16 protein-coding genes are annotated in these 21,595 nt (G+C 63.0%); 12 read left to right on the top strand and 4 right to left on the bottom strand.

Annotation, left to right across the window (positions count from 1 at the left end):
* The first annotated feature begins 189 nt into the window (after window positions 1-189).
* The 7 genes from FV139_RS10685 to FV139_RS10655 all read left to right on the top strand — a co-directional run bounded on the left by FV139_RS10685 (window position 190) and on the right by FV139_RS10655 (window position 10,235).
* Complete coding sequence (locus tag FV139_RS10685; RefSeq protein ID WP_148068410.1) at window positions 190-1,875, top strand: HAD-IB family hydrolase; 1,686 nt, start codon at window positions 190-192, stop codon at window positions 1,873-1,875.
* Window positions 1,876-1,877: 2 nt separating this feature from the next.
* A complete protein-coding gene (locus tag FV139_RS10680; RefSeq protein ID WP_148068409.1) occupies window positions 1,878-4,292 on the top strand; it encodes a glycerol-3-phosphate 1-O-acyltransferase in 2,415 nt (804 codons plus the stop codon).
* Entirely contained in the window at window positions 4,289-5,293 is a 1,005-nt protein-coding gene (locus tag FV139_RS10675; RefSeq protein WP_187276482.1) for an NAD(P)H-dependent glycerol-3-phosphate dehydrogenase, read from the top strand. Before FV139_RS10680 ends, FV139_RS10675 begins: the two co-directional genes overlap by 4 nt.
* A 137-nt stretch (window positions 5,294-5,430) precedes the next feature.
* Entirely contained in the window at window positions 5,431-6,258 is an 828-nt protein-coding gene (gene pbpG, locus FV139_RS10670; RefSeq protein WP_148068408.1) for a D-alanyl-D-alanine endopeptidase, read from the top strand.
* Window positions 6,259-6,327: 69 nt separating this feature from the next.
* Window positions 6,328-7,260, top strand: a complete 933-nt coding sequence (locus FV139_RS10665; protein ID WP_148068407.1) for an aldo/keto reductase — start codon at window positions 6,328-6,330, stop codon at window positions 7,258-7,260.
* The gene (locus FV139_RS10660) at window positions 7,257-8,585 is read left to right on the top strand and encodes an NTP/NDP exchange transporter (protein ID WP_235898620.1); all 1,329 of its coding nucleotides are present in this window, start codon (window positions 7,257-7,259) and stop codon (window positions 8,583-8,585) included. Before FV139_RS10665 ends, FV139_RS10660 begins: the two co-directional genes overlap by 4 nt.
* A 561-nt stretch (window positions 8,586-9,146) precedes the next feature.
* Entirely contained in the window at window positions 9,147-10,235 is a 1,089-nt protein-coding gene (locus FV139_RS10655; protein WP_148068406.1) for a Rieske 2Fe-2S domain-containing protein, read from the top strand.
* A gap of 28 nt (window positions 10,236-10,263) precedes the next feature.
* Here the strand turns inward: FV139_RS10655 and FV139_RS10650 are convergent, their stop codons facing one another.
* On the bottom strand, window positions 10,264-10,971 hold the full coding sequence (locus FV139_RS10650) for a TonB-dependent receptor domain-containing protein (protein ID WP_268939940.1): 708 nt from the start codon (window positions 10,969-10,971) through the stop codon (window positions 10,264-10,266).
* A gap of 90 nt (window positions 10,972-11,061) precedes the next feature.
* Between FV139_RS10650 and FV139_RS10645 the strand changes: the two genes are divergently transcribed.
* Window positions 11,062-11,877 (top strand): M48 family metallopeptidase, encoded by an 816-nt coding sequence (locus FV139_RS10645; RefSeq protein ID WP_148068404.1) that lies wholly within the window; start codon window positions 11,062-11,064, stop codon window positions 11,875-11,877.
* Here the strand turns inward: FV139_RS10645 and FV139_RS10640 are convergent.
* From FV139_RS10640 to FV139_RS10630, 3 genes are all read right to left on the bottom strand, one after another.
* The gene (locus FV139_RS10640) at window positions 11,864-13,042 is read right to left on the bottom strand and encodes an alpha/beta hydrolase family protein (protein WP_148068403.1); all 1,179 of its coding nucleotides are present in this window, start codon (window positions 13,040-13,042) and stop codon (window positions 11,864-11,866) included. The genes FV139_RS10645 and FV139_RS10640 overlap by 14 nt on opposite strands.
* Before the next feature lie 80 nt (window positions 13,043-13,122).
* Complete coding sequence (locus FV139_RS10635) at window positions 13,123-14,313, bottom strand: CaiB/BaiF CoA transferase family protein (protein WP_148068402.1); 1,191 nt, start codon at window positions 14,311-14,313, stop codon at window positions 13,123-13,125.
* The gene (locus FV139_RS10630; RefSeq protein ID WP_148068401.1) at window positions 14,313-15,497 is read right to left on the bottom strand and encodes an acyl-CoA dehydrogenase; all 1,185 of its coding nucleotides are present in this window, start codon (window positions 15,495-15,497) and stop codon (window positions 14,313-14,315) included. The genes FV139_RS10635 and FV139_RS10630 overlap by 1 nt, the downstream gene beginning before the upstream one ends.
* 107 nt (window positions 15,498-15,604) lie before the next feature.
* Between FV139_RS10630 and FV139_RS10625 the strand changes: the two genes are divergently transcribed.
* The 4 genes from FV139_RS10625 to FV139_RS10610 all read left to right on the top strand — a co-directional run bounded on the left by FV139_RS10625 (window position 15,605) and on the right by FV139_RS10610 (window position 21,518).
* Entirely contained in the window at window positions 15,605-16,495 is an 891-nt protein-coding gene (locus FV139_RS10625) for a LysR family transcriptional regulator (RefSeq protein WP_148068400.1), read from the top strand.
* A 37-nt stretch (window positions 16,496-16,532) separates the two neighbouring features.
* Window positions 16,533-17,366: a response regulator transcription factor gene (locus tag FV139_RS10620; protein ID WP_148068399.1), complete on the top strand. Its 834-nt coding sequence runs from the start codon at window positions 16,533-16,535 to the stop codon at window positions 17,364-17,366.
* A gap of 10 nt (window positions 17,367-17,376) precedes the next feature.
* Window positions 17,377-18,957, top strand: a complete 1,581-nt coding sequence (locus tag FV139_RS10615) for a tetratricopeptide repeat-containing sulfotransferase family protein (RefSeq protein WP_148068398.1) — start codon at window positions 17,377-17,379, stop codon at window positions 18,955-18,957.
* Between the two features lie 218 nt (window positions 18,958-19,175).
* Complete coding sequence (locus FV139_RS10610; protein ID WP_235898619.1) at window positions 19,176-21,518, top strand: TonB-dependent receptor; 2,343 nt, start codon at window positions 19,176-19,178, stop codon at window positions 21,516-21,518.
* The last annotated feature ends 77 nt before the right edge of the window (window positions 21,519-21,595 follow it).

Raw genomic sequence — 21,595 nt, 5'->3', positions numbered from 1 at the left:
GACGGTACATCCCGGGAGGCATGGAGAGCCTGCCCCTCTTTTCGGGCATGCCGGCAGGGATGAGCCCAAATTCACTGCCCAACACCCACAATTTGACCCTACGCAGCCACTTTGCGTTATGCTCCATGAACAGGCCCCGATAACGACGCCAACACGGGCCCTGACAGAATTAGATCGGACAGGGAAACAATGGCAACACTCAAGCAACTGCTGCGGGACATTGAGTCCTCGCCGGAAGGCCCGCAGATTGCGGCAATTTTCGATTTCGATGGCACCATCATCGCCGGCTACTCCGCCACCGTTTTTCTCCGGGAACAGATTCGCCGGGGAGACCTGTCGCCGCGGCAGCTGGTAGAGCTCACCACGGCCATGACCAGCTTCGGTCTCGGCAACCTCGGGTTTTCCGCCATGATGGCGGTCACCGCCCAGTTCATGCGTGGTGTCGAGGAAAGTGCTTACGAAGAAATTGGTGAGCGTCTCTACCTCAGCCATATCGCCCGCAGCGTCTATCCCGAGTCACGGGCACTGATCGAGGCTCACCAGGCCAAGGGACATACGGTAGCGGTCATTTCTTCAGCCACCCCCTACCAGGTGGAGCCTGCGGCGCGGGACCTTGGCATCCCGAACGTACTGTGCACCCAGCTGGAGGTAAAAAAAGGACGGTTCACCGGCCAGGTCATCTCCCCCACCTGCTTTGGTCAGGGCAAGGTCGATGCCGCCGAGCAACTGGCCTCCCAGTACAAGGCCGACCTCGATGCCAGCTTCTTCTACAGCGACAGCACCGACGACCAGCTGCTGCTGGAGCGGGTCGGTTATCCCCGCGCCCTGAACCCGAGCGCCCGCCTTGCGGGTGTCGCCCGGGACCGGGAGTGGCCCGTGGCACGCTTTGGCAGCCGCGGTCGCCCCACCCTGTCGCAATGGGTGCGTTCGGTGGCAGCGACCGTCAGCCTGGTTCCAAGCTTCGCCGCGGGCCTGCCCATCTATGCCCTGACCGGCTCGCGCCGTGACTCCCTGAACTTTTCCTTCTCGCTGTTTGCCGACACCGCCAGCGCGCTGATCGGGCTACACCTGCATGTGAAAGGCGAGGAAAACCTCTGGAGCCATCGCCCGGCGGTGTTCATCTTCAATCACCAGAGCAAGGCGGATGTGGTCATCATGACCAGCCTGCTGCGGCGGGACATCGCCGGTGTCGGCAAGAAAGAAATCAAGAAGCTGCCCGTGATTGGCAAGGTACTGGAGATGGGCGGCGTGGTGATGATCGATCGCGCCAACGCCCGCAGTGCTATCGAGGCGATGGAGCCCCTGGTGCAGGCCATGCGCGAAGAGGGCAAGTCGGTGGTACTGGCGCCCGAAGGAACGCGCAGCATCAACCCCAAACTCCTGCCCTTCAAGAAGGGCGCTTTCCACCTGGCGATGCAGGCCGGTGTCCCCATCGTCCCGGTGGTCATTCGCAATGCCGGCGACGTGGCACCCAAGGGTGACTTCGTATTCCGCCCCGCCACCGTGGACGTGGAGGTTCTGGCCCCCGTCGACACCAGTGACTGGAGCACTGACAACCTCAACGAGCATGTCCGCGAGGTACGCAACCTGTTCCTGGCCGCGCTCGGTCAGCCGCTCGAGGCGGCGCCGAAGGGTCGGGGTAAAACCCCGACGCGCGCCAAGAGCAAAGCCACCGCCAAGACAGGCAAGCGCAAGTCTCCCGTTCGCAAGGCCAGCGCCGGAAAAAAGGCGGCCAGCAAGAGCCGCAAAGCGACCAGCAAGGCCACCAGCACAACCAAGGCAGCGACACCCACCCGTAAACGCCCCGCCAGCAAGGCGTCCAGACCCGTTAGACCCAAAGGCAGCGGTACCGCCACCAGCAACAAGAGGGGGTGAACATGCAACTGGCCCAGAAACTGCAGCAGGCCAGCGCCTGGCCGGAGAATGCCAGCGGCAACGTGGTGTTTGTGCTGGATGCCCGCAACCGGGTAGAACTGGACCTGCTCAGGCAGTGGATAAGCCACCAGGCCGGCAGCGCTGCCTGCAAGAGTGTCCAGGTTGCGGTCAAGCTGGCGGATGATCGCAAGGGTATCGACGCCAGTGCCCTGCAACCGGAACTGGAGGGCGACGACGAGACGATCATTGCGCCCCTGCGGGTCGCCTGGACCCTCGATACCGAGGTGATCGAGTCTGGCCCGCGCCTGCGCGACCTGTTACTGGGAGACCCGCGGCAACCGGGCAGCCGGCGCGCTCGCAAGATTCTCGCGGAGCAACCCGAGCGCATGCACCTGATTGCCGGCCAGCCAGACACCCTGGCCAACCTGCGTGCCCGTTACCAGCACAAGTACCACCGGGAAAGCCGGGACAACCGCGCGTCCTTCGCCATCTTTGTGGCACGGCAGGCGGCCATCGTCCTGGACATTGCCGAGCGCCGGCTGCAGGGAAGCCGCTACAAGGTGCCGCGCTATGTCGCTGAGAGCCTGCGCGCCAACCGCTCTTACAACGAAGCGGTAGAAGAACTGGCGCAGCAGAGCGGCAAGAGCAAGAGCGAGCTGATGAGAGAAGCAGCGAGCTACATGAAAGAGATGATCTCCACCCCGAGTACCTTCTGGCTGGATGTCTACGCCCGCTTCAACAGCTTCTGCCTCGGCCTCGGTTACGAGGACCGCATCGTCTACGACCAGCAGGCCGTGGAGGAGATGCGCAACATCGTGCGCGACCACCCCACCATGCTGCTGTGGACCCACAAGACCTACCTCGACGGCATGGTAGTACCCAAGGTGCTGTACGAGAACGACTTTCCCATGCCGCACATGTTCGGCGGCGCCAACATCAACTTCGCCGGCATCGGCTTCCTGGTACACCGTGCCGGCGGCATCTTCATCAAGCGCAGTTTTCAGGACAACCAGCTCTACAAGGTCACCCTGCGTCACTACATCGGCTACCTGATGGAGAAGCGCTTCCCGATGAACTGGTCCTTCGAGGGCACCCGCTCCCGCCTCGGCAAGCTGATGCCACCGCGTTACGGCCTGCTCAAGTACGTACTGGAGTCCTGCTACGCCAACGACCTGAACAACATCCACATTATCCCGGTGACCATCAGCTACGACCTGATTCGCGATGTGGAGGAGTACGCCACAGAGCAGACCGGGCGTGGCAAAGGCGCGGAGTCACTGCGCTGGTTCATCGGTTACGTGCGCAGCCTCGCCCGCCCCATGGGCAAGGTCTACATGGATATTGGCAAGCCGGTGGTACTGGATAAAGCACCGGATCCCGAGGACAGCCTGGCCCTGTCCAAGATCGCCTTCGAGGTGGCGGTGGAGGCCAACCGGGTGACGCCCATTACCTTCCCCTCACTGGTGGCCATGAGCCTGTTGGGAGCGGCACCCCGGGCGCTCACGGAAACCGAAGTGGCGGAGGATCTCGATCGCCTGCTGCACTGGGCGGAAGAGCGCAACCTGCGCATTTCCCGTGACTTCAATCGCTCCTACGCGGAGCAGATGGACGGTCTGCTGGGCATCATGATCGATGAAGGCATCGTCAGCCGCTACGACGAGGGCCCGGAGACGGTCTACGGCGTGGCGCCGGAACAGCAGCCTGTTGCCAGCTATTACCGCAACACGATCATCCACTTCTTTATTCACAAGGCCATTATCGAACTGGCCCTGGTCAAGGCCAGTGAAAACGCCCGCCACGCCCCGGTGGACAACTTCTGGGCGGAAGTCGATAACCTGCGGGACCTGTTCAAGTTCGAATTCTTTTATTCACCCACCAAAGAGTTCCACCAGCAGATTCGGCAGGAACTGGAGCGCTATGACGCAGACTGGGAGAATTCGATCAAACTCGGGCGCCGCGGCTTCACCCGCCTGCTGGTCAGCATGCGGCCGCTGGTAGCCCACATGTCCCTGCTCACCTACGCCGAGGCCTATTCCGTGGTGGCGGATCTCGCTGCACGGCTACCCTTCGGGGAGGCGCTGGAGGAACAGGACTGCGTCACCCAGGCGCTGAAGCTGGGCCGCCAGGCCTACATGCAACGCCGTATCAGCAGTGAATCCTCCATCGGCAAACTGCTGTTCAAGAACGGCCACAAATTGCTGAAGTCCCGCCAGCTGACCCTGGAGGGAGACGAGAAGGTCATGGAGCGGCGCAAGGCGCTGGCGCGCGAGCTGCGGGAAATCCTGCGCCGGCTGGAAGTGGTGCGCGCCATCAGCATGGCCAACCGGGCCACCATCGATTACGAGGCACCTGAGGGGCAGAACATTCTACTGGAAGAGTCACTTGCCCCTGCGGAGGCGGGAGGAAGAAGCGCATGATCAATCTTAAAGTCGGCTTGCTGGGCGGCGGTTCCTGGGGCACCACAGTGGCCAGCCTGGTCGCCCGCAATGCCCCGATCACCCTGTGGGCCCGCAATGCGGACACGGTCACGGAAATCAACCAGCAGCATCGCAACAGCAAATACCTGGGCGATGCCACCCTGCCCGAGCGGCTGCGGGCGAGCACTGACATACAGGAAACCGTGGCCGACGCCGACGTGGTGGTCATGGCCATCCCCTCGCAGAATTTTCGCCTGGTGCTGGAGGAGGTCAAACAGCACGTGCGCCCCTGGGTCCCCATCGTCAGCCTGACCAAGGGCCTGGAACTGGACACCCGGATGCGCATGACCGAGGTCATCAACGACGTGCTGCCCGGCCACCCGGTGGGTGTGCTGACCGGGCCCAACCTGGCCCGGGAAATCATGGCCGGACAGGCCGCGGCCAGCGTGATCGCCATGGCCGACAAGGTCATCCTGGCGGAACTGCAAAAGCTGTTCAAAAGCGGCCTGTTCCGGGTCTACACCAACGACGACGTGGTGGGCTGCGAACTGGGCGGGGTGCTGAAAAACATCATCGCCATCGCGGTGGGCATGGGTGACGGCCAGGGCGCCGGCGACAACACCCGGGCAGCGCTGATTACCCGGGGGCTGGCGGAAGTCACCCGCCTCGGGGTGGCCATGGGCGGACGCCCGGAGACCTTTGCCGGCCTCGCCGGGATGGGCGACATGATCGCCACCTGCACCAGCCCCCAGAGCCGCAACCGGCATGTCGGTATCGAACTGGCCCAGGGCCGCACCATGGAAGCCATCGCGGCGGATATGTTCATGGTGGCCGAAGGCGCCAAGAGCGCCCCCGCCGTGATGGCCCTGGCGGAGGAATTCGGGGTGGAAATGCCCATCGCCAGGGACGTCTATCGGGTCCTGAACGGCGAGTGCACCGCCCGCGGCATCTACAAGGGCCTGCTGCGCGTCGACCCCGGCGCCGAGCACGAGCCGGGCTGAGCCCGGGCCGCAAGGCCAAATTCCTCCTACCATCATGCCTCACCCTGGTGCAAAATGAGCCTATCGGGGTGATAGGGCACCCCTCACCAGTGACGACCGACCATAACGATGTCGCCTGACCGGAAGGGAGTGAAACTATGCGAATTGCTTGCGCGCTTGCGCTGGCCCTGCTGTGTTGTGCCACAGCCCAGGCCGGCGCCTCAAAATTTGTAGGCCTGGGTGGCAATCCCGGCCTGCGTTCCGCCTCGGCGCTGATCCTCGACGCCGAAGGTAACATCATCTACGGCAAGGACACCGAGACCGTCCGCTCTATCGCCTCCATCACCAAACTGATGACGGCGATGGTCGTGCTGGACGCCGGCCTGGATCTCGATGAATCCATCACGATTACCCGCGAAGACCGTGACACGGTGCGCCTCACCGGCTCGAGACTGGACTACGGCGCGACCCTGTCCCGGCGGGAAATGATCATGCTCGCGGTCATGTCCTCGGAAAACCGGGCCGCTGCGGCCCTGGGCCGGACCTTCCCCGGCGGCATGGATGCCTTCGTGGCAGCAATGAACGCCAAGGCGAAATCCCTGGGTATGGTACATAGCCGCTTTGCCGACCCGGCCGGATTGCGAACTGAAAACCTGTCCACCGCTTCCGACCTGGCACGCATGGTCGCCGCCGCCGACGACTACCCCCTGATCACTGAGGCGGGCACCACCCAGCGCCTGGAAGTGCGGCCCTATACGCGCCGCGGGCCACTCACCTATGGCAACACCAACCGCCTGCTGAAGAATGAGAAGTGGGATATCGCCCTGTCAAAAACCGGCTACATCAACGAAGCGGGACGCTGCCTGGTGATGAAAGCCAATATCGAGGGAGAGGAATTGTCCATCGTGCTGCTCAATTCCTTCGGCAAGTTGACCCCCTTCGGTGACTCCAACCGCCTGCGCAAGTGGCTGCTGGCCGGCACCTGAAGAGCATGCTTGACCGGGCCCCCGGGGCCTGAAACACTGGGCCCCGAACGCACTTCGAGGGTCCAGACCATGCTCAGCAGGCGTCAGCTTCTGCAACTCAGTGCCTCCGCGGCCGCCGCGGGCAGCCTCGGCTTCAGCACCCGCTTAGCGGCCAGCACCTCCGAACTCATTACCAAAGCCATACCCAGCTCGGGTGAAGACGTGCCGGTCATTGGCATGGGCACGTCCCGCACCTTCGACGTGGACGCCAGCGACGAGGCCATTGGCCCGCTGAAGGAAGTCCTCGATACCTTCTTCAAGGCCCGGGGCAGCGTCATCGACTCTTCACCCATGTACGGCAAGGCGGAGTCCCGCGTCGGTGACATCCTGCGGAAGCTGGAACCCAGGCCGCCGGTATTCGCCGCTACCAAAGTGTGGACCGAGGGACGCGAAGCGGGCATTGCGCAAATGGAGGAATCAGCCCGACGCATGGCAGTAGAGCGTTTTGACCTCATCGCCGTCCACAACCTGGTGGACTGGAAAACCCAGCTGGACACCCTCAAGCGCTGGAAAGAGGAAGGCAAGGTGCGCTACATCGGCATCACCACCTCCCATGGCCGGGATCACGAAGAGTTCCTCCACGTCATGCGCAACGAACCCCTCGACTTCGTCCAGTTCAGCTACAACATCGACGACCGGGTTGCCGAGAAGGCAATCCTGCCAACGGCGGCAGAGCGCGGCATCGCCACCATGATCAACCGCCCCTACCAGCGCGGCTCACTGTTCGGCATGACCCGGGGCAAAGACCTCCCCGACGTGGCCCGGGATATCGACTGCAGCAGCTGGGGGCAGTTTTTCCTCAAGTTCATCATCGGCCACCCCGCGGCCACCTGCGTCATCCCGGCCACCTCCAAGCTGCACCACATGGAAGACAACATGCAAGCCAACTTCGGCCGTTTGCCCGACGCCGCCCAGCGCGAGGAAATGCTCCGCGTATTCAGCTCACTGCAGGCCAGTGTGTGAGCGAGTCGAAGCCCAACGCCCTGCAACGCCTGCTGTCGCTGGCCTGTGACATTCACCCCCGGGAAGTCACCGCCACCCTGACCTCTTTCCTGCTGGTGCTGATCCTGATGGGGGCTTACTACCTCCTGCGTCCCCTGCGCGATGCCATGGCCAGTGACTGGAGCGACGCCGAGGTCAGCTGGCTGTGGACCTTCACCTTCTTTTTCAGCGCCGTGGCGGTCTCCCTCTACGGCACCGCCATCACCCGCATACGCTTTCACTACCTGGTGCCCGGGGTCTACGGTTTCTTTGCCGCCAGCTTTGTGCTGTTTTACCTCGGCGCGGCCAGCGACCAGCACCCGGTGGTAATCGACAAGGCGTTCTATGTCTGGATCAGCGTGTTCAGCCTGTTCCATATCTCGGTGTTCTGGAGCTTCATGGCCGACACCTTCTCCAAACCCCAGTCCAAGCGCCTGTTCGGCTTTATCGGCGCCGGCGCCAGCGTGGGGGCCATCGGCGGCCCCGCCGCCGTCACCCTGCTGGCCGGTGACACCGGCACCCAGCCCCTGCTGCTGGTAGCCGCCGTCCTGCTGGTACTTACCCTGCCCGTCATCGCCCTGCTCCAGCGCCAGAAAAATACTGTCCTGCACAACGAAGAGGTACACGTAGGCCAGGGCGACTTCGACTATGTCGGTGGCAACCCCCTGTCCGGGTTTGTCGATTTTGTCCGCAACCCCTACCTGCTCGGCATTGGCCTGTTCATTTTCTTCTATACCGCCATCAGCTCTTTCGTCTACTTCCAGCTCAAGAATCTGCTGGCGGACTACGACGAGGCCACCCGGGCCCAGATATGGGCTGCGATGGACCTGGTGGTGAACACCCTCACCATCCTTATCGCCGCCTTCGCCACCGGCCGCATGGCCAAGCACCTGGGCCTGCCCTTCACCCTGGCGTCGGTACCGGTGTTCATCGGCGCGGGCATGCTGATGCTGGCAGCAGCGCCGATGGTATCGGTGGTGGTCGCCATCCAGGTGGCGCGGCGCGCGGGCAATTACGCGATTTCCCGGCCAGCCCGGGAGATGCTGTTCACAGCCGTCGACCGGGAAACCCGCTTCAAGGCCAAGCCGGTGATCGACATTGTGGTGTACCGCGGCGGCGACATGATCAACGCCTGGGGCTTTACGGCACTGACCCAGGGGCTGGGGTTGGGGATGGCGGCGGTGGCTGGGGTCGGCGCGGTGATTGCGGCGGTCTGGGCTGCCTTGGGAATTTATCTGGGACGGCGGTTTAACGGGATGAAAGATGACGGCCCTGCGAAAGCTGTCACAGCTGTGCCCGCTGACTAGAAGATCAGGTGAAGTGGCGCCCCGCGCTGTGGGGAGGCCTTCCCCGGACACGCTGCAAGTACGTCCATGTACGCTCGTGTTCGGCGTCCATGCCTCACACGGTCCGGTACAGGCCTCCCCACATCACGGTGCTTCAGTCCTCCCCCAATGCTTCGCACCACTCCCGCAGGCCAACGAGTTATCCCCTGCCACCCTCAGTGTGGCTGGAACCGAGCAAGCCGGGGAGAAGGCGGCTGGCCGGGAGGGCCATGTAGCGACCGTCAGCGGCCTGGACGGCCCGGTCCGGCGTCCCGGCTGCCGAGCGAGCCATGGATGGCAGTCTTTATAGCGCGTCGCGGAATGGCCCTCCCGGTCGGGCGCCGCCGCCAACCTGGGACTGAAACTCCAGCCCCCAATTCCAGGTTTCATAGGAACAATTTGCCTCTCCGGAAATCCTTATCGTTCAAATACCAATCCGGTAAACCAACTATTTGTGCCGCTCGCCACTTCATCCCGCCAAGTGATTTTCTAGTAGAAAGTGTTGTCTATACTGCACGCTCACTGAATTGGAGGAATTTCACCATGGCAACAGCCGCCGATTACGGACTGGGCCCGAACGTCTTCCCGCGGGGCTGGTTCATCGTCGCCGAGAGCAAAGAACTGGACCAGGGGCCGCTGGCCGTGCGCTTCTTCGGACAGGACATGGCCCTTTATCGCGGAGAGAGCGGCCGCCCCGTGCTGCTGGACGCCTACTGCGCCCACATGGGGACCCACCTCACCGATAGCAACAGCGCCATGATCGTCAAGAACGGCGAGCAGATCGAAGGGGACTCCATTCGCTGCCCTTACCACGGCTGGCGTTACAACGCCGACGGCGACGTCGACGACATTCCCTACCACGATGGCCCCTGCCCCAAATCCGCCTCCATCCGCTCCTACCCGGTGGTCGACAACATGGGCTGCATCATGGCGTGGTACGACCCCGACGGTCGCGCTCCCGACTACGATCCGCCCCACCTGCCCCAGTGGGACGACCCACAGTGGGTCAAGTGGGAACTGGACCACCTGGGTGAACAGAACATCCACCCCCAGGAAATTCTCGACAACATGGCCGACGTTCGCCACCTCGGCCCCACCCACGGTGCACCTAGCGAGTACTTCGAGAACGAGTTCAGGGATCACGTCTACATCCAGCGCCAGGGTGGCCCGATGCAGTTGTACCAGACCTACCTGTACACCACGACGTGGTATACCGGTCCCGGGTTGCTGCTTTCGAAACAGGTATTCGGTGACACGGTCATTTTCGAGTTGATCGCCAATACGCCGGTTGATGACGGGGTTGTGAGGTGCTGGCACGCCTGCCTCTACCGCGGCAGCGCCAGCCCCGCCACCGCCGAGGACCGGGAGGCCGCCCGGCAGGCCCAGGCCGGTGCCCTGGAAGCGTTTTCCGCCGATTTCAATATCTGGCAGAACAAGCGCCCGGCGCTGAAGATCATGCAGTTGAAGACTGACGGCCCCTTCAAGGTGGGCCGCCAGTGGTATTCGCAATTCTTCAAGTCACCCGAGGATGCCGCCAACCTGCAGCAGGAGCTGAACGGGATCCTGCACACCCAGGGCATGGACAAACCCTCGGAACGCGGTCACAACATCGACGACGGGCTGCCTTTTTAAGGCAGCCCGGGCTCGCAGCAGCTCCGCTTCAGTAGCTCCAGTTCACTGAGGCGCTGAAGCTGCGCGGCGCACCGTAGAAGCCCTGGTCCCAGTACAGGCTGCCGATGTACTTCTCGTCAGTCAGGTTATTGCCGTTGACAGCGCGGTTATCGATATCAACCCTGGCGTAGCTGAAGTCCAGCTGCAGCCCTTCTGCCAGGCGCCCGCTAAGGGTGAGATCGAAGCCTTCACTTGCGTAGTTTCTTCCGTCGTAGAAATCGATGGGGATCTGGTTGTTGTTCGGGTCCGCCACCTGGCCGGCAAACTCGGCGACGTTGTCCTGCTCCGACTGGTAGTACGCCAGGGTAGCCAGAAGCCTGCCGTCAAAGAACTGCCCCTTCAGACCGATTTCATCGGTGCTGCCTTCGGTGTGGCTGGCACACACGGAGTAGTTCTCACCCAGGCGGTACACAAGGCCCGCATGGGGCAGTACCTTGCCGCTGACCTCGGTGAGCTTGCTGGTACCATAACCGACGCCTGCGGCCTCCCAGTCCACCACACGGGCACCGGCGATCAGGCTCAGGTCGTCCGTCACCTTGAAGCGGGTGGCCGACGGGTTACCGGCCCCACTCATCTGTTGTGAAAACAGGCGCCGGAAGTCATACCACTGATCCCCAAAAGTCGATTTGATTGTTGGAGGCAGTCCAGGAAAAGCCGAATTGTAATGCCAATCATTACCATTTAATAGTTCGGTAATGCGTCCCGGTTCGAAACTTCCCTTGCTCGGCCCGCTCTAAGCATTGACGGCAGATTGCTCTAAACTGGGCCGCCAAACCAAGGAGATACCATGAAACGACTTGCCACCCTGTGCCTTGCGGCCACGGTCATCGCCGGCTGCGCCACCAGCCCCACCGGCCGCAGCCAGTTCATGCTGGTTTCACCGCAATCCGCCATCGTGGAATCCAAAAAGGCCTACCTGAGCACCATGTCGGAGCTGGACAAGGAGAACAAGCTCATCGACGACCCGAAAATGGCCGACCGCGTCGCTACCATCACCGGGCGCCTGGTCACCGAGGCCGTGGCCCGCTACCCCCAGTCCGCCGACTGGGAATGGAGCGTTGCCATCATCGACGATCCGAAAACCGTCAACGCCTGGTGCATGGCGGGTGGGCGCATGGCGGTGTACACCGGCCTGTTCGAGCAATTGAAGCTCACCGATGACGAGTTCGCCCAGATCATGGGCCATGAGATATCCCACGCCCTCGCCAATCACACGGCAGAGCGGATGTCCCGAGCCATGGCAACCAACCTCGGTGTGGTCGCCGTGGCTGTGGCCTCGGACAATCACGCGGTCGCCCTGGGTGGCGCAGCGCTGGCCGCCAAGGTCGCCCTGGAACTCCCCAACAGCCGCACCGCTGAAGCCGAGGCGGATCAGATCGGTCTCGAACTGGCGACGCTCGCCGGCTACGACCCGGACGCAGCCGTGACCCTGTGGGAGAAAATGGCGAAAGTCGGCGGCGGTGAACGCCCGCCGGAGTTCCTCAGCACCCACCCGGCACCGCAAAACCGGCAGGCGGCGCTGGCCTCAATGGGCAGGGAGGTACGCCAACTGAACCCCACCGGCCAACTCGCCGCGGTACACCCGGTGGCTATTGTCCGCTGACCAGCATACCGACAGGGCGCGGCGAACGCAGGTAGCTCACCTCCGGTATCTCCCGCGCCAGTACATCCTTGAGGTAGGTGGCGGAGGCCTCGCGTTCCACCCCGGAACTGGAAAACGAACGCTCGAAGAAACTGGCGACCACCACCCGGGTAATCATCTGCTGGCGCAGTACGTTCATGGCCTCGGGCAAGGGGTCCAGCTTACAGAGTTCGTCCTCGAAGTCGGCCAGAATGCCCTGCTCCGGCGTTCCCAGCAGGTGATACCAGGGCTCTTCCATATCGTCGCCAAGATTCCGTGACACCACAAAACACGCCATCATGTCGGTATTGCGCAGCCAGCGCAGGTAGATCGCCGGCACGGCAAAGCCGGCATGCGACGCGCCGGCGACCGTCACCAGCTCTGCGCCCGGGCGCTTGTCCGGAATGGGTTTGGCGTTGCTTGACCAGGGCACAAGCGCGTCGATATCGCCCGCCAGCATCATGAAGGGAAGGTCCGGCGCGTTGTGGAAAAAGGTGGGACCCAACAGGTAGCTGGGGCCGGCAATGGACAGGGCCGCAGCCACGCGCTCATCCCGCCACTGGGGGTGAAAAGCGACCAGCTGGGTGGTCATGCCCCCCAGGGACAGGCCAAACACGCCGATGCGCTGTGGATCTACCGTGCCGCCCAGTGGATCACCGGCAGCGGCCGAGCGCGCCAGCATGCGATCGATCACGAAGCTCACGTCCCCCGGCTGGTTGACCACGTCTTTGATCTGGGGCCCACCGGGCGCGTACATATTGGTCAGGGGGAAATCCACCGCCACAACCACGTAACCGAGGCTGGCCAGGTGTTCGGCGAGGTAGCTACCCCCCTGGTGATTGGAGGAAAAACCGTGGCTGTAGACCAGCAGCGGATACGGCGCTCCCTGCTCCTCGGCCGGCAGCCACACCGTGCCGGCCAGCACCCGGTTCGACGCCCCGGCGAAGTCGCCGTTGGCATCGGTGCGCCGGCTGCTGTCTTCAAAGCGCACCTCGAAGCTATCCACGGCCAGGGGGCCGCTCTGCAGGCGGGCAGCACTGGCGCTACCCGCGGGAAAGGGGCTCGCCTGCCAACCAAACCTGAGCGCCGCCACTGCGGCGACGGCAAGCACAACCAGTAGCAACAACAGTTTTTTCAACACGTCCATTCCCCCCTCGACCAGTCCTCAGTGAATTATTCCTCCGTGCACGGGGTATGAACACCCCCGTTGAGGTCAAATGGACTGGCCTAGCCCTGGGATGGTAAGGAGCCGGTCTCGTCCAGCAGCTCCGCCGTGTGCTCACCGAGCCGCGGCGGGGCACGCCGATAACTCACCGGCGTGCGCGACAACTTGATGGGATTGCCCACCAGTTCGAGACTGGCGTTGTCCGGGTGGGGCACATTCACCCGCATTTCCCGGGCGAGAATCTGGGGCTCTGAAAAGACTTCCGCCACGGTATTGATGGGTCCCGCCGGTACGCCCGCGGCTTCCAGCCGATCCAGCCAGTCGCTTTTGCTGCGCTCCAGCAGGGCGCGCTGCAACTGCGGGACCAGCTGGTCGCGGTTGTGCACCCGTTCACGGTTACTCATGAAGCGGGGATCCTGTGCCAGTTCCGGCAAACCCAGCACCTCGACAAAGCGGGCAAACTGGGTGTCGTTGCCCACCGCCACAATCAGGTGGCCGTCGGCGGCAACGAAACTCTGGTAAGGCACGATATTCGGATGGGCATTGCCCAGGCGGGTTGGATTCAGCCCGCCCACCAGGTAGTTGGTCGCCTGATTGGCCAGGGTCGCCGCGGTCACGTCCAGCAGGGCGAGATCGACCTGCTGCCCCAGGCCTGAGCGATCCCGCTCCGCCAGCGCCGCGAGAATACCCACCGTGGCATACAGGCCGGTCATGATATCGGTGAGGGCCACTCCCACTTTCTGGGGCCCGGCACCGGGTTCGCCGTCCGGCACCCCCGTCACACTCATCAGGCCGCCCATGGCCTGCACCAGGAAGTCATAACCCGGGCGGCTGCGCAGTGGTCCGGTCTGGCCGAAACCGGTGATGGAACAGTACACCAGCCCCGGATTGGACGCCTTGAGGCTGTCATAGTCCAGGCCGTAGCGGGCCGCATCACCCACCTTGAAGTTCTCCAGCACCACATCGGAGTCCGCGGCCAGGCGGCGCAGGGTCGCCTGGCCCTCCGGGGTCTTCATATCCACACACACCGAACGCTTGTTGCGGTTGGCGCAAAGAAAATAGGCGGACTCCGTGGTATCGGCACCGGTTTCGTCCTGCAGGAAGGGCGGCCCCCAGCCGCGGGTATCGTCGCCGCCGCCAGGTCGCTCGATCTTGATCACTTCGGCGCCGAGATCCGCCAGCAACTGGCTGGCCCAGGGGCCCGCCAGGATGCGGGACAGGTCCAGCACCTTCAGGTGGGACAGTGCTCCCATCAGAACGCGGGGATATCGGTCTGGGTACGGCCCAGGATCAGGGCGTGCACGTCGTGGGTGCCCTCGTAGGTGTTGACCACCTCCAGGTTCACCATGTGGCGCATGATCGGGTATTCGTCGGAGATACCGTTACCGCCGAGCATGTCGCGGGCGACACGGGCGATCTGCAGCGACTTGCCGCAGGAGTTGCGCTTGATCAGGGAGATCAGTTCCGGCGCAATCTGCCCGGCGTCCATCAACTGGCCGGCGCGCAGGCAGCCCTGCAGACCCAGGCTGATCTCGGTCTGCATGTCGGCCAGCTTCAGTTGTACCAGCTGCTTGGAGGCCAGCGGCACGCCGAACTGTTTGCGGTCCATGGTGTAGTCACGCGCCGCGTGCCAGCAGGCCTCGGCGGCCCCCAGCGCACCCCAGGCGATACCGTAGCGGGCGTTGTTGAGGCAGCCAAAGGGGCCTTTCAGGCCGTGCACATTGGGCAGCAGGTTTTCCTCCGGTACAAAGACCTCATCCATCACGATCTCGCCGGTAATGGACGCGCGCAGGGCCAGTTTGCCCTCGATTTTCGGTGCGCTCAGGCCCTTCATGCCTTTCTCCAGCACGAAGCCCCGAATCTTGCCGTCGTCGGTCTTGGCCCAGACCACGAACACGTCGGCGAAGGGGCTATTGGTAATCCACATCTTGGCGCCGGACAGGCTGTAACCGCCGTCGACACTGCGCGCCCGGGTCACCATGGAGCCGGGGTCGGAACCGTGGTCGGGCTCGGTCAGGCCGAAGCAGCCGATCCACTCGCCGGTGGCGAGTTTCGGCAGGTACTTCTCGCGCTGCTCCTCAGTGCCGTAGGCATAGATCGGATACATCACCAGAGAGGACTGGACGCTCATCATGGAGCGGTAACCGGAGTCGACGCGCTCGACCTCGCGGGCGATCAGGCCGTAACTGATGTAGTCCACGCCAGGGCAGCCGTAACCGGAGATGGTGGAGCCCAGCAGGCCCATCTCGCCCATCTCCTTAAAGATACCCTTATCGGTGTGCTCGGCCCGGAAAGCCTCACGCACCCGCGGCGCCAGGCGCGACTGGGCGTACTGGGCGGCGCTGTCGCGCACCATGCGCTGCTCGTCGGTGAGTTGCTGCTCCAGCAGGAAGGGGTCCTGCCAGTCGAGTTTTTGCCAGGATTTTGCCTGTGCCATGGTGCGATTCCAGTGCTTGCGAATGATCCATGAAAGGTAGCAAATGACTGTAAATTTATAAAATATATGTTGTTTATTGAATCCATATATTTTTAATATTCACCAATATGGACCTCCGCAAACTGCACATCTTTACCACCGTGGCGCGCTGCGCCAGCTTCAGCCAGGCCGCAGAACAACTGCATATGGCCCAGCCCGCCGTCAGCATCGCCGTGCGTAAACTCGAGGAGGAACTGGGCCTGCACTTGCTGGATCGCAGTGGCCGCAGGGTCCAGACGACCTCCGAGGGGCTCGAACTACTGCAGCGGGCGGAGTTCATCCTGGCGGAAGTCGCCGAGCTCCAGCACAGCCTGGGTGAGCGCCGGGACCTGCTGCGGGGTGAACTCTCCGTCAGTTGCCCTTCCATGCTGGCCACCTACTTCCTGCCACAACTGCTCGGCGACTTCCTCGCCGAACATCCCGGCCTGAGCGCCAACGTCATCCAGCGCGGCACCACCGACATCCGCCAGCAGCTGCTCCGGGGGGAGATGGAGATCGGGGTCATCAGTGGTGATGCCGATATCAGCGATAACGCCCTACACTGCGTGCCCTTGCTGGAACAGCCCATCCTGCTATGCATGCACAGTGAGCACCCCTGGGCACAGCGACGGGAGATTCAGGTGGCGGAATTACAGGACAGCCCGATGGTGGTATACGAGAGCGGCTATTTTATCCGCGACCAGCTGGACCGCCTCTGCGACGCGGCGAGCGTGCAGCCGGAATACCGTATGCAGAGCAACTTTCTCCCCCTGCTGGTAAGCATGGTCCGCCAGGGCATCGGCACCACCATTGGCCTCGCCATCCTGGCCGAGCAGGAGCCCGGCATTGTCGGCGTACCCCTGGCGGGCGACGCGCACCTGCGTATGGCCCTGGCCAAGCGCCGGGGAGCCACCATCTCCCGGGTGAACCAGGCGTTCCTCGACTGGCTGGGCGGGCAATTAAGGTCCGGGCCCAATTGAGCTATCATGCCGTCTCACACCACAATCTCCGTCCGGCATGAACGACCTCTCCGATTACAGTCAACAGCTATCACTTCTCATCGATGCAGTGGGTGAGGATCCTTTTCCCGGGCAACTGGTCGGGACCTTGCGTTCGCTGGTGGACATCGACGACGCCACGGTCATTTTCTATCCCGAACGGGACTATCCGGTGGTAGAGCACTTCGAGGTGCCCGAGCCCAGCCAGAACAGTACCCTGTCCCAGTTTGTGCTTGGCCCCTTCCTGCTGGACCCCTTTTACGTTGCCGCTACCGAACTGCGCTTCGGCCTGTTTCGCCTGCGGGAATTGGCTCCCACCGGCTTCAAGGACAGCGAGTACTACAAGAACTGGTACCGCAACTGCGGCTATCAGGACGAATGCGGCTATGTCATCAGTCTCGGCGACAATGCTTTCCTGAATATCGCCCTGGGCAAAACCGGCACCCGCGCAAGTTTCAGCGCGAAGCAGGTGAAAACCCTCGCCGACGTCCTGCCGGTCATTGAGACCCTGTGCCAGAGCCACTGGGGCACCGCGAGTGTGGCCAACAAGGCCGGCAGCATCGATTTGCGCGCCCAGCTGCACAAGGCCCTGCAACATTTCGGCGAGACCCTGCTCACGGACCGGGAGGCCCAGGTCATCAACCTGGTACTGCACGGACACTCCACCAAAACCGTCGCAGAGAAACTCTCCATCTCCATCGAGACCGTCAAGCTCCACCGCAAGCACGCCTACGCCAAGCTCGAGGTCAGCTCCCAGGCCGAGTTGTTCTACCTGTTCCTCGACTCCCTGATGAGCGCCAAGGACTACGCTGGCGGAGACACCCTCGTCGCCTACATGCAGCCACCCCAGTAACCGGCTGAACATGAACACACCCCGTGAACAGAACCTGCAGGCGCTGCTGCAAAAGGGCTTTGCCGCCCTGGAACGCGGCGATTATGAAACCACCGGCGAGTGCTGCCAGCAGGCCCTGCAGCAACAGCAGGACCTGGTACCCGCCCATTTCCTGGTAGGGCTGCTGGGGCTGGAAACCCGGGACCGCCGCACCGCGTTCAACGCCTTTCAGTCGGTGGTGAAGCTGGAACCTGATCACGCCGCGGCCTGGGCCCAGCTGGCGCGCCTGTACATGAGCGAGGGCCAGGTCAATCGCGCTGATGCCGCCCTGCGGGAAACCCGGCGCATCAAGCCGACCGACCCCAATGTGCTGGACCTGATCGGCACCACCCTGTCACTGATGGGCGAGCACAGCGCCGCCCAGGCCTTCTACGCCCGGGCCAATACCGCACATCCCCGGCACCCGCCCTTCATGCTCAACCTGGCGAACAATCTCGTGTACCACGGCGACAGCGAACAGGCCAACGCCATTTTCGACGATATCGTCGCCTTGCAACCCGATAGCCCCCAGGCGCACTGGGCCCTGGCCACCGCGCGCAAGGCCACTGATGACAGCCATATCAGCACCATGCGTGAGCTGTTGAAGCGCCACGGCAACAACCCGCGCGCCCGCGCGTTTTACGCCTACGCCATCGGCAAGGAACTGGAAGACCAGCAGCGCTGGGAAGAGGCGTTCGAGGCCTTCAGCATGGGGGCAAGCGCCCGCCGCGAGACGGTGGAGTACGACGAGGCCGGGGAACAGGCCATGTTCGAGTACCTCGAACAGCACTACACCCCCGAGTGGCTGGAGAGCCGCAGCGAGGGTGAGGCGGACAGCTCACCGATCTTTGTGCTGGGACAGCCGCGCACCGGCACAACCCTTGTGGAACGTATCATTACCAGCCACTCGGCGGTCCACTCGGCCGGCGAGTTGCAGCAGTTCTCGCTGGGACTGCGGCGGCTGTCAGGCTACGCCCGTCCGCAGCGATTTTCCGCCGAGTTGTTTGCCGCAACCCAGGAACTGGATCCAGCCAGGGTCGGCAAACTCTACCTGCAAAGCAGTGCCCGCATGCGCGGCACTACCCCGCGCTTTGTCGACAAGCTGCCCCAAAACTACCTGATGATTCCCCTGATTCTGGCCGCCCTGCCCAACGCAAAAATCGTGCACCTGGTACGGGACCCGATGGACGCCTGCTTTGCCAGCTTCAAACAGCTGTTCGCCGACGCTTACCTGCACTCCTATGACCAGGAAGAGATGGCCCGCCACCACGCCCGCTACCGCCGGTTGATGGCCTGCTGGCGCGAACGCTTCCCCGGCCGCTTCTTCGACATCAGTTACGAGGACACCGCCCGCGACCTGGAACCCAATGCCAGGGCGCTGATCGACTACCTCGACCTGCCCTGGGAAGACGCCTGCCTCGATTTTCACCAGCAGGACAGCGCGGTCTCCACAGCCAGCGCCGTCCAGGTTCGCGAGCCGGCCCACACCCGCTCGATCGGCCGCTGGCGCCGCTACGAACAGCAGCTGGAACCCATGCGCCGGGAGTTGCTGGCGCAAGGTGTGGAGGTCTGACGCCGGCCGCTGCGACGAGACAGAAAAAGGCCACGAATCTGCGCTCCACGCCCCTGTAAATAAGTCACAACTCCCGACGCACCGAAATCCCCCCCCATAGGGGTATATTATTTCCCGGACGCTTTCACTAGGTTAAAGCGCTGCCATTTGCCGCCCCGAAAGCGCGCAAGAATGGTCCATAGCAACAACGCAAAATAACGCAGGCGGGGGAACTCAGCATGATCAAAACGCCAGGCCAACTCACAGCAAAAACCAAATTGGCGAGGGCGGTATCAGCGGCGGCCATGGCCACCGCACTGGGCACGCCGGCCTTTGCCCAAAGCCTCGAAGAAGTGGTGGTTACCGCCACCAAGCGCAGCGAGTCCATCCAGGATGTGCCGCTGGCCATCACCGCGCTGTCCGGCGACTTCGTCAACAAGGTCAACCTCAACGACGTCAAGGACCTCGTGTCCTACACTCCCGGCATCACTGGCAACAGCCAGGACAGCTTCATCGACGCCATTAGCGTCCGCGGTGTGCGCACCCAGGACTTCGGTGTGGGTGGCGACCCCTCCGCGGCCTTCTTCAAGAACGACCTCTATGAAGGTCGCAATGGCTCCGCGGTCACCAGCCTCTACGATGTGGAGCGGGCGGAAATCCTGCGCGGGCCCCAGGGCTTCCTGTTCGGCCGTAACTCCATCGGCGGTGCGGTCAGCGTACACACCCGCAAGGCCGAGATCGGCAGCAGCGACGGCTATATCGACCTGGACCTGGCCGAGCGCAACCACGGTGTACTCGAAGGCGCCATCAACCTGCCGGTAAGCGACAATTTCGCCATGCGCCTGGCAGGCTATTACTCCACCGAGGACGGCTTTGCGAAAAACGTGTTCACCGGCGACGACATGATCGAGCACGACAAGTGGGCCCTGCGCTGGTCCACCACCTTTGAGGCCGATCGCCTGTCCGTCAATACCCTGGTGGAATACGAGGACCGCGAGCAGAGCGGCTCCATGTACCGTGCCATCGACAAGGGCGATATCTGGGACGCCTTCGACACCGCCCTCGGCGGCGTCGAGCTGCGCGGCAGCGACGAGGACATCGACTCCGACATTTCCCATGGCGAGGACGACAGCGCCGAGATCCTCACCCTGGGCCTGGCCATCGATTACGACTTCGACTTCGCCACCCTGACCTCGAACACCGGTTACAAGGACCACGACTACTACTACAGCGAGGACTACGATGGTACCCCGGTAGACATCAATACCTACCAGCAGGACCAGACCGGCGACTACTTCCAGCAGGAACTGCGCCTGACCTCCAACACTGACGGCCCCCTGTCCTGGTACGCCGGTGTGAGCTACTACGAAGAGAGCATCGACACCGAGTTCGGCTTTATCGGCCAGGAGGATGTGTTCTGCCAGTACTACGGCTACTACTACAACTCCGGCATGACCTTCTCCGGCTGCCAGGAGCTGTACGCCTACTACGGCTCCAGCTTCAGCCCCTCGGCTGACGGCACCCTAACCGAGACCGGCCGCATCAAGGGCGAGTACAGCGGCTGGGCGACCTACGTCAACCTGGACTACTACATCACCGAGAACTTCGACGTGGAAGTGGGTGTTCGTTACACCGACGACGAGAAGGACTTCTCGATCCTGGTGCCCACCCCCGAGAGCGAACTCGGCCCCTACTGGGCCTATGGCTTCTCCACCGCCGAATACATCAGCGATACCCAGAGCTGGGATGACACCACCATGCGGATCATGGCCAAGTACCGGCCGACCGACGACATGCTGCTGTTTGCCAGCTTTACCGAGGGCTTCAAGTCCGGCGGCTTCGGTAGCTTCAACCTGGACAACAACCCCGCCGGCGACCCGGCCCTGGGTAACGTGGATATCGTCCAGGCGGACGGGTTCCGGCCCAACCAGTTCGACCCCGAAACCGTGGACTCCTGGGAGATCGGCTACAAGGACAGCTGGTTCGACGGCAACGCCAATGTCGACCTGACCGCCTTCTACTACGAATACCAGGACCTGCAGGTGGTCACCTTCGACGGCGGTGCCTCGCTGGTACAGAACGTGGGTGAAGTGGAGTCCTGGGGTGTGGAAGGCTCCCTCACCACGCGCCTGAACGAGTACTTCGAGTTCTACCTGGCACTGTCCTATCTCGACTCCGAAGCCACCCAGCTGCAGTCCATCTGCGGCCTGGAGGACCCGGACGGCTGTGAAGGCAGCCCCCTGTTCTGGGCCCCCGAGTGGTCAGGTGCGGCGGTACTGGATGGCCGTTACCCGGTATCCGGTGGCTATCTCACCGGCAGCCTGGAAATCTTCTGGGAAGACGAGCGCGGCGGCGGCTGGGAGAACCTCAGCGAGACCAAGATCGACGCCTATGCCGAATCCGCCCTGCGGGTGGGCTACCAGTCGGATGACAACTGGTACGTGGAAGGCTACGTGGAGAATCTCACCGACGAGTTCACCTGGGACGGTGAGAACAACAATGGCGGCCTGATTCCCTCCCACTTCTTCGGTCCCAAGCGCCCTCGCACCTTTGGTGTTCGCCTGGGGATGAACTGGGAGTAATAGAGCTCCTCCCGCACATGCAGCCGCCTTCGGGCGGCTGTTGTGTTTCTGGCTACCCCCCGGGCTGTGGGGACGAC

Source organism: Parahaliea maris (assembly GCF_008064665.1).
Taxonomy (GTDB): Bacteria; Pseudomonadota; Gammaproteobacteria; order Pseudomonadales; family Halieaceae; genus Parahaliea; species Parahaliea maris.
Note: the sequence above shows the minus strand (reverse complement) of the source record. Positions and strands in the feature narration are given on the sequence as shown.